At 35.7% G+C, this 15198-nt stretch carries 12 protein-coding genes; 4 read left to right on the forward strand and 8 right to left on the reverse strand.

Going from position 1 to position 15198, the window contains the following annotated elements; all coding sequences use genetic code 11:
- Positions 1 to 20 precede the first annotated feature (20 nt).
- Both MUB18_RS09015 and MUB18_RS09020 read right to left on the reverse strand, forming a co-directional pair.
- The gene (locus MUB18_RS09015; RefSeq protein ID WP_248755689.1) at positions 21 to 491 is read right to left on the reverse strand and encodes a nucleoside triphosphate pyrophosphohydrolase family protein; all 471 of its coding nucleotides are present in this window, start codon (positions 489 to 491) and stop codon (positions 21 to 23) included.
- Between the two features lie 104 nt (positions 492 to 595).
- Positions 596 to 2317 (reverse strand): pseudouridine synthase, encoded by a 1722-nt coding sequence (locus MUB18_RS09020; RefSeq protein ID WP_248755690.1) that lies wholly within the window; start codon positions 2315 to 2317, stop codon positions 596 to 598.
- A gap of 358 nt (positions 2318 to 2675) precedes the next feature.
- Between MUB18_RS09020 and MUB18_RS09025 the strand changes: the two genes are divergently transcribed.
- On the forward strand, positions 2676 to 3371 hold the full coding sequence (locus MUB18_RS09025; RefSeq protein ID WP_248755691.1) for a lytic transglycosylase domain-containing protein: 696 nt from the start codon (positions 2676 to 2678) through the stop codon (positions 3369 to 3371).
- A 61-nt stretch (positions 3372 to 3432) separates the two neighbouring features.
- Here MUB18_RS09025 and MUB18_RS09030 read toward each other — a convergent pair whose 3' ends face one another.
- The 3 genes from MUB18_RS09030 to MUB18_RS09040 all read right to left on the reverse strand — a co-directional run bounded on the left by MUB18_RS09030 (position 3433) and on the right by MUB18_RS09040 (position 8113).
- Positions 3433 to 4665 (reverse strand): IS256 family transposase, encoded by a 1233-nt coding sequence (locus MUB18_RS09030; protein WP_248755692.1) that lies wholly within the window; start codon positions 4663 to 4665, stop codon positions 3433 to 3435.
- A gap of 102 nt (positions 4666 to 4767) precedes the next feature.
- A complete protein-coding gene (locus tag MUB18_RS09035) occupies positions 4768 to 5421 on the reverse strand; it encodes a LolA family protein (protein WP_248755693.1) in 654 nt (217 codons plus the stop codon).
- 4 nt (positions 5422 to 5425) lie between these two features.
- Positions 5426 to 8113 (reverse strand): FtsK/SpoIIIE family DNA translocase, encoded by a 2688-nt coding sequence (locus MUB18_RS09040; RefSeq protein ID WP_248755925.1) that lies wholly within the window; start codon positions 8111 to 8113, stop codon positions 5426 to 5428.
- A 155-nt stretch (positions 8114 to 8268) separates the two neighbouring features.
- Between MUB18_RS09040 and MUB18_RS09045 the strand changes: the two genes are divergently transcribed.
- Positions 8269 to 8967 carry a DUF4397 domain-containing protein gene (locus MUB18_RS09045; RefSeq protein ID WP_045753250.1) on the forward strand — a complete coding sequence of 233 codons (699 nt, stop codon included), beginning with the start codon at positions 8269 to 8271 and terminating at the stop codon, positions 8965 to 8967.
- A gap of 66 nt (positions 8968 to 9033) precedes the next feature.
- Here MUB18_RS09045 and MUB18_RS09050 read toward each other — a convergent pair whose 3' ends face one another.
- Entirely contained in the window at positions 9034 to 10038 is a 1005-nt protein-coding gene (locus tag MUB18_RS09050; RefSeq protein WP_248755694.1) for an energy transducer TonB, read from the reverse strand.
- A gap of 115 nt (positions 10039 to 10153) precedes the next feature.
- Positions 10154 to 11437, reverse strand: coding sequence for a tyrosine--tRNA ligase (gene tyrS / locus MUB18_RS09055; protein ID WP_045753251.1), 1284 nt, complete (start codon positions 11435 to 11437; stop codon positions 10154 to 10156).
- A 111-nt stretch (positions 11438 to 11548) separates the two neighbouring features.
- Here tyrS and MUB18_RS09060 point away from each other — a divergent pair, with 111 nt between their 5' ends.
- Together MUB18_RS09060 and MUB18_RS09065 are read left to right on the forward strand one after the other, a co-directional pair.
- Positions 11549 to 12232, forward strand: a complete 684-nt coding sequence (locus MUB18_RS09060; RefSeq protein ID WP_248755695.1) for a hypothetical protein — start codon at positions 11549 to 11551, stop codon at positions 12230 to 12232.
- A 78-nt stretch (positions 12233 to 12310) separates the two neighbouring features.
- Entirely contained in the window at positions 12311 to 14014 is a 1704-nt protein-coding gene (locus MUB18_RS09065; RefSeq protein ID WP_045753253.1) for an amino acid permease, read from the forward strand.
- 48 nt (positions 14015 to 14062) lie between these two features.
- On the opposite strand, the gene rlmF is transcribed toward MUB18_RS09065, so the two are convergent.
- Entirely contained in the window at positions 14063 to 14974 is a 912-nt protein-coding gene (gene rlmF / locus MUB18_RS09070) for a 23S rRNA (adenine(1618)-N(6))-methyltransferase RlmF (protein WP_045753254.1), read from the reverse strand.
- Positions 14975 to 15198: the final 224 nt, after the last annotated feature.

Genomic DNA, 15198 nt, shown 5'->3' on the forward strand with positions numbered 1-15198 from the left:
TGCTAATAGCAAACCTTTTTTTATTTTTCTATGATTGATTTTAGATCTGCTGGAGAATAATTGATTGATTTTAATGTTTTGTTATCCTCTGTTCTGAATACTAAAAACAAGCCATCTACTTCTTTGTAGTAACTGTCTACATCTTTTGTATTTTTATAGTGGTCTATAGTGGCTTCTGCTTCTTCTATTGATTGACAAGCTTTACTCATATTGGAGCGTTGAACTTCTTCAAATAACTCATTAAACTTATCTTTTAGACCAAATTCTAGAACGGCACCTGCCAATACATACTGGATATCACATAATGCATCTGCTACTTCTACAAGATCGTTATTTTGAATAGCTTCTTCCAATTCTTTCAATTCTTCTGCAATCAGAGATACGCGTAGTGCACTGCGTTTCTCACTTGGAATTGTTGGTTTTTCTAATATCGGATGTTGGAAAACTTTATGAAATTCAGCTACGGATGTTAATGTTTTTGGATCAGTCATGTTATATTTTATTTGTTGCTAAATTATGTAATATTATCTAATTTAAAAATTAGGTGTAATAAAAAAGCAGCTGTGAAGCTGCTTTCTGTATAAAGGAGTAATAATTAAATTAAATGCTTCAATTGAACTAATTCTCGCTCTTCAATATATCTCCAACGACCTCTAGGTAAATCCTTTTTAGTCAAATTGGCATAAACAACGCGATCTAGTTTTACGACTTCATAGCCTAATGATTCAAAAATACGTCTTACAATACGATTTTTACCACTATGGATCTGTACGCCAATTTCTTTTTTACTTCCACCTATTACGTAGCTCAGGTCATCCGGTTTTACAAAACCATCTTCCAGCTCAAGACCGAATACAATTTTATTGAAGTCACCTTGAGTTAAACTTTTATTAAGTTCTACGTTATAGATTTTACTGATATTATTGCGAGGATGCGAAAGCTTTTCTGCTAAATTACCATCATTTGTCATCAACAATAAACCTGTTGTATTTCTATCTAAACGACCGACAGGGTAAATACGTTCTTTTGTTGCTTTTGATACTAATTCCATTACTGTGTGACGTTCTTGCGGATCATCAGTTGTCGTGATGTAATCTTTTGGTTTATTTAATAAAACATAAACCATTTTCTCACGTTTCAGACGTTCACCGTTATATTTGATGTCATCTTTTGCAGGATCTACTTTAGCGCCTAATTCAGTGACAGCTTCACCATTTACGCTCACAACACCTGCTGCAATCAATTCATCTGCTTTTCTTCTGGAACATACCCCAGAATTAGCGATATAGCGATTTAAACGAATTAAGCCGTCATTTTGAGATGAAGATTTAGCACGCTGAGGTCTTTCAGAGCTTCTTCTTTCTGTAGATCCTTCTTTACGATCTTCTTCACTATTGAATTTTTTATAAGAAGATTTGTATTGTCTATCTGATTTATCCCTAGCAGGACGCTTAAAGTCTGTCTGTTCTCCTTCAGATTTTTGAAAAGATCTACCTTCTTTATTAAAAGGTTTGTCAAAACTTCTTTTTCTATCTGAGTTTTCACCGTCTTTTTTGAAAGGTCTATCACCTCCAAAAGATCTACCTTCTTTATTGAAAGGTTTGTCAAAACTTCTTTTTCTATCTGAGCTTTCACCATCTCTCTTGAAAGGTCTATCGCCTCCAAAAGATCTACCTTCTTTATTGAAAGGTTTGTCAAAACTTCTTTTTCTATCTGAGCTTTCACCATCTCTCTTGAAAGGTCTATCGCCCCCAAAAGATCTACCTTCTTTATTGAAAGGTTTATCAAAACTTCTTTTTCTATCTGAGCTTTCACCATCTCTTTTGAAAGGTCTATCGCCTCCAAAAGATCTACCTTCTTTATTAAAAGGTTTGTCAAAACTTCTTTTTCTATCTGAGCTTTCACCGTCTCTTTTGAAAGGTCTATCGCCTCCAAAAGATCTACCTTCTTTATTAAAAGGTTTGTCAAAACTTCTTTTTCTATCTGAGCTTTCACCATCTCTCTTGAAAGGTCTATCGCCTCCAAAAGATTTACCTTCTTTGTTAAAAGGTTTGTCAAAACTTCTTTTTCTATCCGAGTTTTCTCCATCAAATTTTTTGAAAGGTCTATCACCTCCAAAAGATTTTTTGTCGTTACTATATGGTCTGTCTGTGTTATCTTTATTGCCGAATGATGAACTTCTCGGTCTTTTACTATCTTTGAAATTAGATGATCTATCATCTTTTGAACGATCACCTCTTGGTTTGAAGTTTTCTGAGGTACTTCTTGAGTTTTTGGAGTTGTCATCACGACTGTTCCGTTTATTGCTGAATGGCATCTTATTACTATAAAATAATGTGAATGGCAAAGTTAGCTATAAAATTCTTTTTTTTCTAGGATTTAATTTAAATATTTTTTTTGTGGATTTAAAGTTACAAAATAATCAAGGTTAAAATAGCTTTAAACCCTGAAAATGGTAAGTGTTTGTTTTTTAAGTAAATAGTCTTTATCTTTGTAGCCTTGAATTTGTACCAAGCTATTTTTTGATCGATTTTATCGTGGATAGGGTAGCATTAAGGGAGTGAATGTTTAGAAAAAAAGTACTATGTTGTAGTCTGATTTTGTCGGCGTTAGTGTTGTCAAAATTATACTCAAACCCAAACACAATTGCTACAGGTGATGATAAGATCATTGCTATGAAAGCGCCAAGTAATCTTGCTCATGAGGAAGATGAAAAGGAAAAGAATGATAATGAAGAAAATAATCATTATTTAAGTTCATTGACATTTGCTAATGATACATTACCGATCGATCGGCCACATGTTGAAAGCAAATTGTTACGATATTTTAAAAACTTCTCTTTCAGTAAGAGAGGCTCTTACAGTCTTCATAAAAAAGCAGAGACCTATCTGCCGCAGATTGAAAAGATTTTAGCATCCTATGGTATTCCTGAAGACTTTAAGTACGTTCCATTAGTAGAAAGTGGATTGGACAGAGGAGTAGTTTCAACTAAAGGCGCTGGTGGTTATTGGCAATTTATGCCTGCAACTGCAAGACTTTATGGGTTGAAAGTAAATGGAAGTGTAGACGAGAGACGGGATTTGGTTAAATCCACTCATGCCGCAGCTAAATACATTAAATCACTTTACAAACAGTTTGGAAATTGGACTCTTGTAGCAGCTGCATATAATGTAGGTGGGGGTAGTCTTAAGGGCTCCATCAGACGCCAGAAGGAGGATAGTTATTACAATTTGAAATTGAATAATGAAACTGGATCGTATGTTTATAAATTGATCTCGATGAAGGAAATCATTGAAAACCCTCAAAAGCATGGTTATAAGCGTTATGCTAATCGGGTTGACGAAGAGGATCCAAACAAAAACATGTTATAAAAAAAGGGCTTGAATTTTTCAAGCGGGAGTGTAACGTCAACTGTGTCATTGGATTAAAATCTTAAAAACCTCTTTCCAGTTTGAGTCTATCCCCAAATTTAATATAAAGTTGGGATATGGTCAAACCCCAGTTATGCATTGGCATCGTCCATTTTTTTGCGATATCCTTTATGATCAGATACATCAATTTCATTAGTGCCTGTTCAGAACTGAAAGCGCCTTTAGATTTAATGATTTTTCGTATCTGACGGTGCATTCCCTCAATCGGATTTGTGGTGTATATAATCTTGCGAACCTGATCCTCGTACTCAAAGAAAGTGGAAAGATTGGTCCAATTATCCATCCAGGATTTGGCAGCAAGAGGATATTTCTTGCCCCATTTTTCCTCGAAAGACAGCAGGTTTTCATATCCCATTTCTTCGTTCACGGCTTTATAGACCGGTTTTAGATCCTCCATTACAAGCTTTTTATCTTTCTCAGTTACATAACGCATGCTTGTTCTGATCTGATGAACAATACACAGCTGAACCTTTGTTTTTGGAAAAATAGTTTCTATGGCCTCGGGAAACCCTTTTAGACCATCAATACAAGCAATAAGGATGTCTTCAACGCCACGCTGCTTCAGATCTGTAAGCACAGAAAGCCAGAACTTAGCCCCCTCATTTTCTGAACTATAAAGACCGATCAGATCTTTTCTACCATCCATACCGACTCCTAGTATGTTATAAATAGCTCTTGATTCAACCGTTCCATTCTGGCGAACCTTAATGTGCATACAGTCTAAGAATACAAAAGGGTAAACAGCTTCCAAGGGCCTACTACGCCACTCATTTACTGCCGGAAGCACACTTTCTGTTATACGGGATATTTCTGTGGCAGAGATCTCCATAGCATACATTTCGCGGATAAACTCACTTATAGCCCGTGTGCTCATTCCTTTGGCATACATGCTCAGCACGTGTCCCTCAAGTTGTTCAGTGATGATTAATTGTCTTTTAGGCACTACTTTAGGCTCAAACGTGCCGGATCTATCACGGCTTGTTTCTAGCTCAAATGTTCCGGTATTGAGACCTCGGACAGTCTTTTTTGTCTTGCCATTTCGACGGTTGCTATTACCTGACGCTTTTTCTTCGTTCAGATGATTCTCCAGCTCACCATCCATCATTGATTCCAACAGATGCTTCATTAACGGCGCTAGGACGCCATCATTGGGAGACAAACTTTTACCTTCGTAAAGACCTTGTATGGCTTCTGCCTTGAAGCGTTCAAAGTCGAATGGGTCTTTTTCTTTCATGACCGTGTCGTTTGAATAATTGAATATAAATAATCTTATTGAATTATTCCTCTGACACAGTTCAGGTTACAGTCTCTTTCAAGCCCTTTTTTATGTTATTATTTATCTTAAATCTACGATTTCATATCCGCTATATTTGCTCTTATTAAAAGTAAATAGACTGTTGTCTAAGCTCTTATTTGGGGTCTGACTTTTAATCGTGTAATTATATTGACCTCCATTTTTATCATAAATGGTAGCATCGTGAATCAACTTTGTTGATTTATTAATGCGAAGTTTGATTTTAGTATAATTCTTTTTCGTATCAGTTGGCGTTAACTGGACGACATTAAGTACTGTAGTCCCAGCTTTTTCATTACCAACTAAGGTATATTTAAAACCTGTTTTATAAAAGCTGAAAATATTGCTTGGATCTATCGCATCTGTATTCTTTTCTATTTCGGCTATTTGAACTTCTTTTTCATCTTTCAATATGGTGTGCAAATTTTTACTGTCTGATATCAAATCTTGACTGTTCATCGTAATTTGATATTTATTATTTTTTTTGTCCAAATAAAGAATTCCAGTATCTGAATAACGCCCTTTATTGGCTGCTTGAACCACTGAAAAAGAAAAGTTTGCTTGAATAGTTTGATAGCTATCATACTTTTTACTCACCTCAGCTAATAATTTTTTTGCAGCATCTTGCTGTGCAAATGCTGGCATTGCGCCTACTAATGTGATGACACCTAGTAATACGGACATTGTTTTTTTCATTTTTTTAATCCTTCCTTAATGTTTCTAAAAACTGTTCTAAAGAATATTCGTCGGGATAGAGTACTTCACGGGCTTTGCTGCCTTCAAAAGGTCCAACAATTCCTGCTGACTCTAACTGATCAATTATTCTCCCAGCTCTATTGTAGCCCAGCTTTAACTTACGCTGGATTAAAGATGTTGATCCTTGTTGATGCATGACAATCAGGCGCGCTGCCTCTTCAAATAATTGATCTCTATCGGAGAAATCAAAATCTGTTGAACCAGATCCATCGCCACTTTCGTCCACATATTCAGGTAGCATAAATGCGGATGGATATCCACGTTGACCACCAATAAAGTCAGAAATCATTTCTACTTCTGGCGTATCTACAAATGCACATTGAATACGTATCAGATCACTACCTGTCGATAACAACATATCTCCTCGACCAATTAATTGGTCAGCACCTCCAGAATCTAAAATAGTTCGTGAATCTACTTTAGATAAAACGCGGAATGCCAAACGTGCCGGGAAATTGGCTTTAATCGTACCTGTAATGATATTTACTGATGGACGTTGCGTGGCAATTACTAAGTGAATCCCTACGGCACGGGCTAGCTGCGCTAAACGTGCAATGGGTGTTTCAACCTCTTTACCAGCGGTCATCATCAAGTCGGCAAACTCATCTACTATAAGAACTATAAAGGGTAAGAATCGATGACCCTCCTCAGGGTTTAATCTGCGATTGACAAATTTTGCATTATATTCTTTTAAATTACGTACTTGTCCATTTTTTAACAAGTCATAACGTTGATCCATTTCGATACAAAGTGAGTTTAATGTATTGATAACCTTCTTTGTATCTGTGATAATGGCATCTTCTTCACCAGGTAGTTTCGCTAAAAAGTGACGTTCTATTTTTTTAAATAATGAAAGTTCTACTTTTTTTGGATCGACTAGTACAAATTTTAATTCTGCTGGATGTTTCTTATATAAAAGAGATGTCAAAATAGCATTGATACCTACTGATTTACCTTGACCTGTTGCACCAGCAACTAGTAAGTGAGGCATTTTGGCCAAATCTGCTATATAAACTTCATTCGAGATGGTCTTTCCTAAAGCAATCGGAAGATCCATATCTGTTTTTTGGAATTTTTCCGTTGCAATTACAGATTTCATCGAAACCATTTCTGGATTGCTATTTGGTACCTCGATACCGATCGTTCCTTTTCCTGGCATCGGTGCAATAATACGAATACCTAGAGCGGCTAAACTTAAGGCGATATCGTCTTCCAGGTTTTTGATTTTCGAAATACGTACACCAGGCTTAGGGATGATTTCATATAAGGTTACAGTTGGACCAATGGTCGCCTTGATGTGTTCAATCTCAATGTTATAGTTTCTTAACGTATCAACAATTTTATTTTTATTGACTTCTAGCTCTTGTTGGTTAATCGTAATTTTCCCCGTTCCATAATCTCGCAATAGGTCTAATGTTGGATGTTGGTATCCTGCTAGATCTAACTTGGGATCATATTGACCAAACTGTGCAACGAGATCATTAGCTGTAATGATTTTTTCTTCTTTTAATGATTCGACCTCTAATTCGTGATCCGTTTCGGGAGTGTCCTCTATAACTGGATCTAATTCTATCGGGTCGTCTACCGTAAATGAAATGCTGTTATCCGAAGCAACCTCTTGTTCTTCCTTAACTTCACGAGCTGGTTCTTCAATTTCAAATGGAATCACAACCTTATTTTCAGGTTTGATTTCCGAGATGGGTAAAACAATCTCTTTATGGGGAGGAGGCAGGTCTTCATTTAATCGAATATCTCCATTTCTATGAGACTGAAATTTATCGTTGAGGCTAGGTGCAGGAGTATAAGTCTCCCTTCTATTGATTAAAGGCTCTGATACGATCGGTTCAGAAGACCGAATCGTGTTGGTATAACTATCTTCTTCCTCAACATTTAATTCGTCCTCATCTTCTTCGCTGTTTTTACGTGAATCGAAAATACTGAATTTAAGGTCCAGATTGTATACTAAGATCAATGTTGTTAAATACGCAAAGATCAATATACCAGCTACACCTACTGTACCGATTTGAGCCTCCAATAACTTATTTGTCCAAAAACCAAACTTTCCTTCTAAGATATGGGGAACTTTGGCAAAAAAACTATGTAGAAATCCTAATGTAACAGATATGAAAACAATCGCTATAAAGGAATAGATAATAGTACGGTAGACCGGTAGGATTGATTTTTTGTACAATAATTTATACCCAATTACAAAAAATACAAGTATAAACAAGAAAGAAGCTACACCAAACCAATTGTAGATAAATTGATTTGCGAATAATGCACCGTATTTTCCTAGTCTATTTTGTACAACAGGAAGCTCTATATCAGGATTATCGATTTCTTCGGCTGTATTCATCACGACGCCCCAACCACCATTATTAGTGGCGATATAGCTTTGATCTTCTGACCAGGTGAATAAATACGAAACAAATGCAATCCCCAATAAGACTGCACATAGTATGAGAAATGCACCTAAAATTTTTACTAATTTTTGTTGCATTTCTGATAAGTCTCTAGCTGGAGCTTCCTCTTTATCTTCTACCTTCTTATTCTTGGGAGTCTCTTTTTTTGTACTCCTCTTAAATGATGTATTAGCGCTAGATGGTCTGAATGTATTTCCTTTATTTGACATGAATGTTTCACAGTTATCCTTCATACAAACTTAGGTATTTAGAAGGAAATTTAATTGTCTTATAAACCTTTTATTTTTTGTTGTAGCATTTTATTTATAACAAACGTTTTTTATACAGACGATCGTTGAATTTGTTGAAAAATAAAAAAATAAAAATGAAAAAAGTATTATTTTTTGGATTCAGTGTAATAGTTTTTATGCTGACATTAAATTCATGCAATAAGCTAGATGATGATTTCACTTATGTAGAAATCTCTGCAGTGTCTGCCGTGAATGTTGTACCTGGTTCTGCTGGATTGGATATCGGTCTGGATCAGAATAAATTGAATAATAATTGGGAAGGTGTTTTTTCTTATAACCGATATTTGTTTTATAAAAATGCTTATCCCGGCAGTAGACTAGTACGCGTTTTTGATCCAAGATCTAATACCGGAGATACCGCATTAGTAAGTAAAAAGGTAATCTTTACACCGGGTAAATTCTATAGCCTTTATGTGATCGGTAAAGACAAAGTTGATGTGCTGGCTACTGAAGATGATTTTGGTACATTAAAGCCTGGATATGCTAAATTTAGATTTATGAATTTAAGTCCTGAAGCACCTAAATTGACGCTTACGTTAAATGATGTGGATAGTTTAGCTGTTAAAGATAAAGCTTATAAGGATCTTACTCCTTTTAAGACTATTAAAATTGCTGATGTATATAAGCTGAAAATAAATGGTGCTGGAATGACTGAATTGTTAGGGGATTTTAAACCTGAAGATAAAGAGGTGTATACGATTTATGCTTCGGGCTTAACCTCGAGTAGCGATACCAACAAAAAATATGGTTTTCAAATTATTAAGCATAAATAAATATTTCCGTTATAATTTTGGTTGATTATAATCATGAAGCCTGTTCTGAGAAGAACAGGCTCTTTTTTATCTGGAATAATTCGTCCTATTTTCAGAAACTGTATTTAATCGGATTGGTAAGATGTAACTAACATTGACGGGAATACCTCTTTGCTTTCCAGGTTCCCATTTTTTCATTTTTTTAGCTACTCTGAGTGCTGCCTCGCCGGTACCATATCCAAGATCACTTTTGATTTTAAAATTTCTTGGTTCCCCACTTTTATCGATAACAAATTCCACTTCTACTACTCCGTTTATTCCTGACAACAATGCTTCTGATGGAAAATTATAGTTTAAGCCTATAAATCTCATCAATGATGTGATCCCCCCCGGATACTCAGGTTGCTTACCTGCGCTAATCGAATCGTAGGGTGTTTGCTGACCTAATGAATCTGTTGTAACGCCCGAAATCAGCTTACCTGCTGTGAAAGTCTCAACGAACGTATATCGCTTACCATTAAAATGACCTTTCCATTCGCCTTCTTTTTTATGGTTTACATAATTTCCTTCTTCATAGCTATATTTATCGCTATCATCCGAGACTGCGTAGCCATTTCCATTTCTTAATAGCATGTTTCCTATAGAATCGATATAGGCTAAATAGAGCGGTTCTTCGATTTTATATTTTCCTTTTTTATTTATGGTGTAGGGAAAATATAGGATGGATTTAACTCTACCATTCTCATGATAGTAAAAAGCGGTATCGATCTGTTGGGAATGCTTCGAGTACATGACTTCAGATTTCATGTTTCCGTTTTCAAACAGTTCATATTTTTTACCTTTAAATTTTGTTGCAAAAATATCGGTTACTTTACCTTGAAGCTTGAGCGCATTATTTGAAAGGTAAAACTCCTCGATAATCGTATCATTAGATTTTTTTTCAGGAATAGTTACTATGCGTGCGTAGTATGCTTTTTCTAACTCTTTGGTTACTTTATCTTCTTTTGTATATAAGGTCTGAATATTGATTTGACCATAAGCGATGGTACATGTAAGTAGCGATAAAAAGATAATTAGCGCGATATTTCTCATTAAATTTAAAATTTTGATGCAAATGTAATTTTATAAAGTGTAAAGATAGCAAAAGTTTATAAAACAAAAATGACCGATCAAATCGGTCATTTTTGTTTTATAAACTTAAAAAAACTTACTCAGCAATAATTAAATAGTAATTTTTCTTTCCTCTTTGTGCAATGATATATTGATCATTGATCAAGTGTGATGTGTTGATTACTTGGTCGATATCTGTCGCTTTCTCGCGGTTGATCGATACACCACCACCTTGTAGCATTTTACGTGCTTCACCTTTAGAAGGGAATACCTGTGTATTGACCGCTAGCAGATCTAAAATATTGATCCCGCTGCTTAGCAATTCTTTTGAAATATTAAATTGCGGAATACCTTCGAATACATCTAAGATCGCTTCATGGTCCAATCCATTTAAGAATTCAAGCGTACCATTACCAAATAAGAAATCTGACGTTTTGATTGCCGTTTCATAAGCTTCTTCCGAATGGGTACGGATGGTGATGTCTTTTGCCAAAGCTTTTTGTACTGCTCTTGTATGTGGAGCAGCATCATGCTCTGCTATAATGGCGTCCAGTTCTTCTTTTGATTTTAAGGTGAAGATCTTAATCCAGTTTTTAGCATCATCATCTGAAGTATTTAACCAAAATTGGTAATATTTATAAGGGGAAGTCTTCTTTGGATCTAACCATACTGCTCCTGATTCTGTTTTACCAAATTTTTGACCGTCTGCTTTCTTAATTAATTGTGTTGTGATCGCAAAAGCAGTTCCTTGATCTTGACGACGAATAAATTCGGTACCTGTTACGATATTTCCCCATTGATCCGAACCGCCCATTTGTACTTTACAATTGTGATGTTTCCAGAGATAATAGAAGTCATATCCTTGAATCAGTTGGTACGAAAATTCTGTAAATGAAAGGCCGTTTTCACCTTCCAAACGCTTTTTTACAGAATCTTTAGACATCATATAGTTAACAGTAATCAATTTACCCACATCACGAATAAAATCCAAAAATTTGAAATCTTTGAACCAGTCGTAATTGTTAACCATTTTGGCGTCGTTTTCACCTTCTCCAAATGCCAGGAATTTCCCTAATTGATTTTTCAAACAGTTCACATTATGATTTAATGTGTGTTCGTCCAATAGGTTACGTTCTGCAGATTTGAAAGAAGGGTCTCCAATCATTCCCGTTGCACCACCAACCAAAGCGACAGGCTTATGTCCTGCATTTTGGAAGTGTATCAATGTCATGATTTGTGTCAAGTGACCTACGTGTAAAGAGTCACCAGTTGGATCAAAACCAATATAACCAGATACTTTTTCTTTATTTAGTAAGTCTTCAGTTCCTGGCATAATGTCTTGAAGCATGCCTCTCCAGCGTAATTCTTCTACAAAGCTCATTGTGTAAAATGGATTAAAAATTTTAATATAAGCCACAAATATAAGAGATTAAGCTGTATATTGAGTCAATATTTATCGTTAAATGACTACGACGGGTATAAAAATGATGTTATGAATTTTTTGTCACACTTTTATTTCGAACGTTTTGCAACGACTCCAGAGCGAGTTGTCGGTAGTTTACTACCTGATCTATTGAAAAATGCAGATAAGAATTTTGTACTCAGACCCAATAATTTTGAAGATAAACTTAGTGTCAATCCTTTACATTTGGATTTATTGAAAGGATGGAATGGACATGTCGAAGTGGACCGCTTATTTCACAACTCGGATTATTTCTTTCACCACACGCACGAAATTAAAGAATCCATCCGGCAGGAGCTAATCGGCTTGCCGATCCGTCCATCTTTTTTTGCCCATATTGCACTTGAATTACTGTTGGATCATCTTTTGATAGTGGATAAAGCAATATCTATTGCTAAATTGTATACGGCATTGGAAAAAGTGAACCGTAGTGCTTTACGATCTTTTTTAATGATCAGCGAATTGAAGGACATAACCAAGTTTGAGACCTTTTTTGATAAATTTCAATCCTCGCAATATCTGTACGAGTATGCTGATATGCAACAGCTTACTCGAGCTTTATTTCAGATTTGTAAACGTTTATGGTCTTTTGAAGTCGGAGAGGAGCAGGTTTTATTGGTAAACAGTAAATTAACGGCATATATGGATGCAAATTTGATCGATTTCCACAAGATTTATCAGTATATCCAATATGAAATGATAGATTTTGAATAGTATGCGTATTATATGCTTACTATCCATCTATTTTTTTTATTTTCGTAACCAATTACATAACTTATTAACATAAACTACATGTTTAAAAGACTTTTTCGCAAGAAAAGTGTTGATCAAATTATATACGACTCCCAACATGGAGAGGGTTCTGGGCTTGCAAAAGTACTAGGTGTAAGAGATTTGGTTTCACTTGGTATCGCTGCCATTGTTGGTGCTGGGATTTTCAGTACAATTGGATTGGCAAGCTATGAAGGTGGACCAGCGGTTTCACTTTTATTTATTTTCACCGCTTTTGCATGTGTATTTACAGCTTTATCTTATGCGCAGTTCGCGAGTACGGTTCCCGTTTCAGGTAGTGCATATACTTACGCTTATGTTGCTTTTGGCGAATTGTTTGCTTGGATCATAGGTTGGGCATTGGTTTTGGAATATGCTGTATCTAATACGGTTATTGCGATTTCGTGGTCACAGTACTTTGCTTCCATGCTTGAAGGATTTGGGATCCATATACCGGCATGGCTATCTATGGCGCCTGGTTATGCATTGGATGCATCTAAGAAGCTTGCAGAACACGGTGCAGCAGCTTTAACTGCTGCTGATAAACATGGGTTAGAAGCTTATTTGAGCGCTCCTCGCGTAGGAGGGGTACCTATTATATTTGATCTTCCTGCGGGCATTATCACCGTCTTAGTGACTGCTTTAGTTTATATCGGGATTAAAGAGTCTCAGCGTGCTAGTGCTATTATGGTGATGATTAAAGTTGGGATTATCTTGGCTGTTATTTTTGGTGGTATGTTTTACGTTAAACCGGAAAATTGGACACCATTTGCTCCAAATGGAATGCATGGTGTCATGGGAAGTGTTGCCGCTGTCTTTTTTGCTTTTATCGGTTTTGATTCTATTTCAACAACAGCTGAGGAATGTAAAAATCCACAGCGTGATCTGCCTAAAGCCATGATCTGGTGTTTGGTGATCTGTACGGTCCTATATGTAGCCATTACGTTGATATTAACGGGAATGGTCAACTATACGGAATTGAATGTAAAAGATCCGTTGGCTTTTGTATTTAAATATGTTGGCTTTGACTATATGGCAGGTATTATATCGGTTACTTCAGTGATCGCTATTACAAGTGCCCTATTGGTCTATCAATTGGCACAACCGAGAATCTGGATGACTATGAGTCGTGATGGACTGATGTCCAAGAGGTTTGCTCGTATTCATCCAAAATATAAAACTCCTTCTTACGCAACAATTGTGACAGGCATTGTCGTTGGCGTACCTTCCTTATTTTTTAAAATGGACTTTTTCGTTGATTTGACTAGTGTAGGTACTTTTTTTGCTTTTATCATGGTATGTGCGGGTGTACTGTATATGGATTATTCCGGATTATCTGAAAAATCAAAATTTAGGGTACCTTATTTAAATGGTAAATATCTGGTTGGGGTGGGGTTATTGACTGCGATTGTTTTGATCGGGATATACGGTCAGTCTATTTTAGTAGAATGGAAGAACTTAACCTTTATGGAGATCGTCGAGCATAAAGTGCTGGTAATTATTTTTTGGTTGACCTGGTTGGGGCTGAGTATCTATAGTTTTAAGATGAATTTTTCATTATTGCCCGTTACCGGTATTTTGATCAATCTTTATTTGATGACAGAACTGGGGGCCAGTAATTGGATTATATTTATTATATGGCTCATTGGAGGTCTCGTTATTTACTTTTTGTATGGATATAAACATTCAAAACTAAATAAGGAAAGTCTTTCTCCCGAATTGTAAAGACATAAAAAAAGCTCTAAATTATTTTTAGAGCTTTTTTTATGTCGTCTAGAATCTCCAAAGGAGTATTCGACCCACTTTATTTCCTTGTTCCATTCGGATTACCTCTACTTCTGCGACATTGAGTTTTTTCAGTTTGTGCTGCAAACTTCTAATATCTTCTCGATGTGCGACCAATGTGGAGAACCATTTTACTTGATCTTTATAGAACTGACTTTCAAAGATCATTCGTCCGATAAAAGCCTTTTCACCACCATCACACCACAGCTCGCTTCCTTGACCTGCAAAACTTTGAACGATATGCTCCTGCTCTGCCGACTTTAAGCTTTTTATCTTACGGTCTGCTTGTGCCAATGCTTCTAATTGGGATGAGAAGAATGGGGGATTACAGATCACCATATCATATTTTTCATTTTCAAGAATGATATCCTTGAAGATGGCTTTGGGATTATTTTGTAACCTAATCTGAACATTATTTTTAAGTTCTGTATTTAGGCGGACTATCTCAATGGCATTTTTGTATGCTTTTTTTACAATCTCCGAACCTACAAAGGACCAACCGTATTCATGATGACCTACAATTGGGTAGATACAATTAGCTCCAACTCCAATATCTAAAATTTTGACTTGCTTTCCTTTTGGGATCTCGTTGTTGTTTCCTTTAGCTAAGATGTCAGCAACATAGTGGATATAATCTGCACGACCTGGAATTGGTGGACATAGGTTTTCCTTTGGAATATCCCAAAATTGAATATTATAGTATTGTTGAAGTAATGCTTTGTTTAAAAGTTTTACTGCTTCTGGATTTGTAAAATCTATGGTTTTTGTACTATAATCATTAACAAAAACAAAAGGTTTGAGTTCAGGAACGATTTTAATTAATTTATTAAAATCGTATGCATTAAGATGTTTATTTCTAGGGTGAAGTTTTTTTGTGGGAGCTGTTGCTGTTCCTGCCATAATGTTGTATTTGATGCAAAAATAAGCTTTTATTTTAACACATTTCTTAAATAATAATAGCTTGCATTAAAATCTAATAAATGATTGATCGATATTTCTTTTTCCTTTTGTCCTGACAATTATTGGGTATAGCGGCATTTCAATGAACCTGAAGGGAAATGGGGATTTTTAATATATAAAAATGCCTCCAAATCGTTTTGATGTATTTGGAGGCATAACGTTTT

Origin of the sequence: Sphingobacterium sp. PCS056 (assembly GCF_023273895.1) — a bacterium.
Classification (GTDB): domain Bacteria; phylum Bacteroidota; class Bacteroidia; order Sphingobacteriales; family Sphingobacteriaceae; genus Sphingobacterium.

Bases quoted from the DNA above. Each gene is read 5' to 3' on its own strand.
- MUB18_RS09025 (WP_248755691.1), top strand. From the start codon at position 2,676: ATGAAAGCGCCAAGTAATCTTGCTCATGAGGAAGATGAAAAGGAAAAG.
- MUB18_RS09015 (WP_248755689.1), bottom strand. From the start codon at position 491: ATGACTGATCCAAAAACATTAACATCCGTAGCTGAATTTCATAAAGTT.
- MUB18_RS09050 (WP_248755694.1), bottom strand. From the start codon at position 10,038: ATGAGAAATATCGCGCTAATTATCTTTTTATCGCTACTTACATGTACC.
- MUB18_RS09060 (WP_248755695.1), top strand. From the start codon at position 11,549: ATGAATTTTTTGTCACACTTTTATTTCGAACGTTTTGCAACGACTCCA.
- MUB18_RS09035 (WP_248755693.1), bottom strand. From the start codon at position 5,421: ATGAAAAAAACAATGTCCGTATTACTAGGTGTCATCACATTAGTAGGC.
- MUB18_RS09020 (WP_248755690.1), bottom strand. From the start codon at position 2,317: ATGCCATTCAGCAATAAACGGAACAGTCGTGATGACAACTCCAAAAAC.
- MUB18_RS09040 (WP_248755925.1), bottom strand. From the start codon at position 8,113: ATGTCAAATAAAGGAAATACATTCAGACCATCTAGCGCTAATACATCA.
- MUB18_RS09065 (WP_045753253.1), top strand. From the start codon at position 12,311: ATGTTTAAAAGACTTTTTCGCAAGAAAAGTGTTGATCAAATTATATAC.
- rlmF (WP_045753254.1), bottom strand. From the start codon at position 14,974: ATGGCAGGAACAGCAACAGCTCCCACAAAAAAACTTCACCCTAGAAAT.
- MUB18_RS09030 (WP_248755692.1), bottom strand. From the start codon at position 4,665: ATGAAAGAAAAAGACCCATTCGACTTTGAACGCTTCAAGGCAGAAGCC.
- MUB18_RS09045 (WP_045753250.1), top strand. From the start codon at position 8,269: ATGAAAAAAGTATTATTTTTTGGATTCAGTGTAATAGTTTTTATGCTG.
- tyrS (WP_045753251.1), bottom strand. From the start codon at position 11,437: ATGAGCTTTGTAGAAGAATTACGCTGGAGAGGCATGCTTCAAGACATT.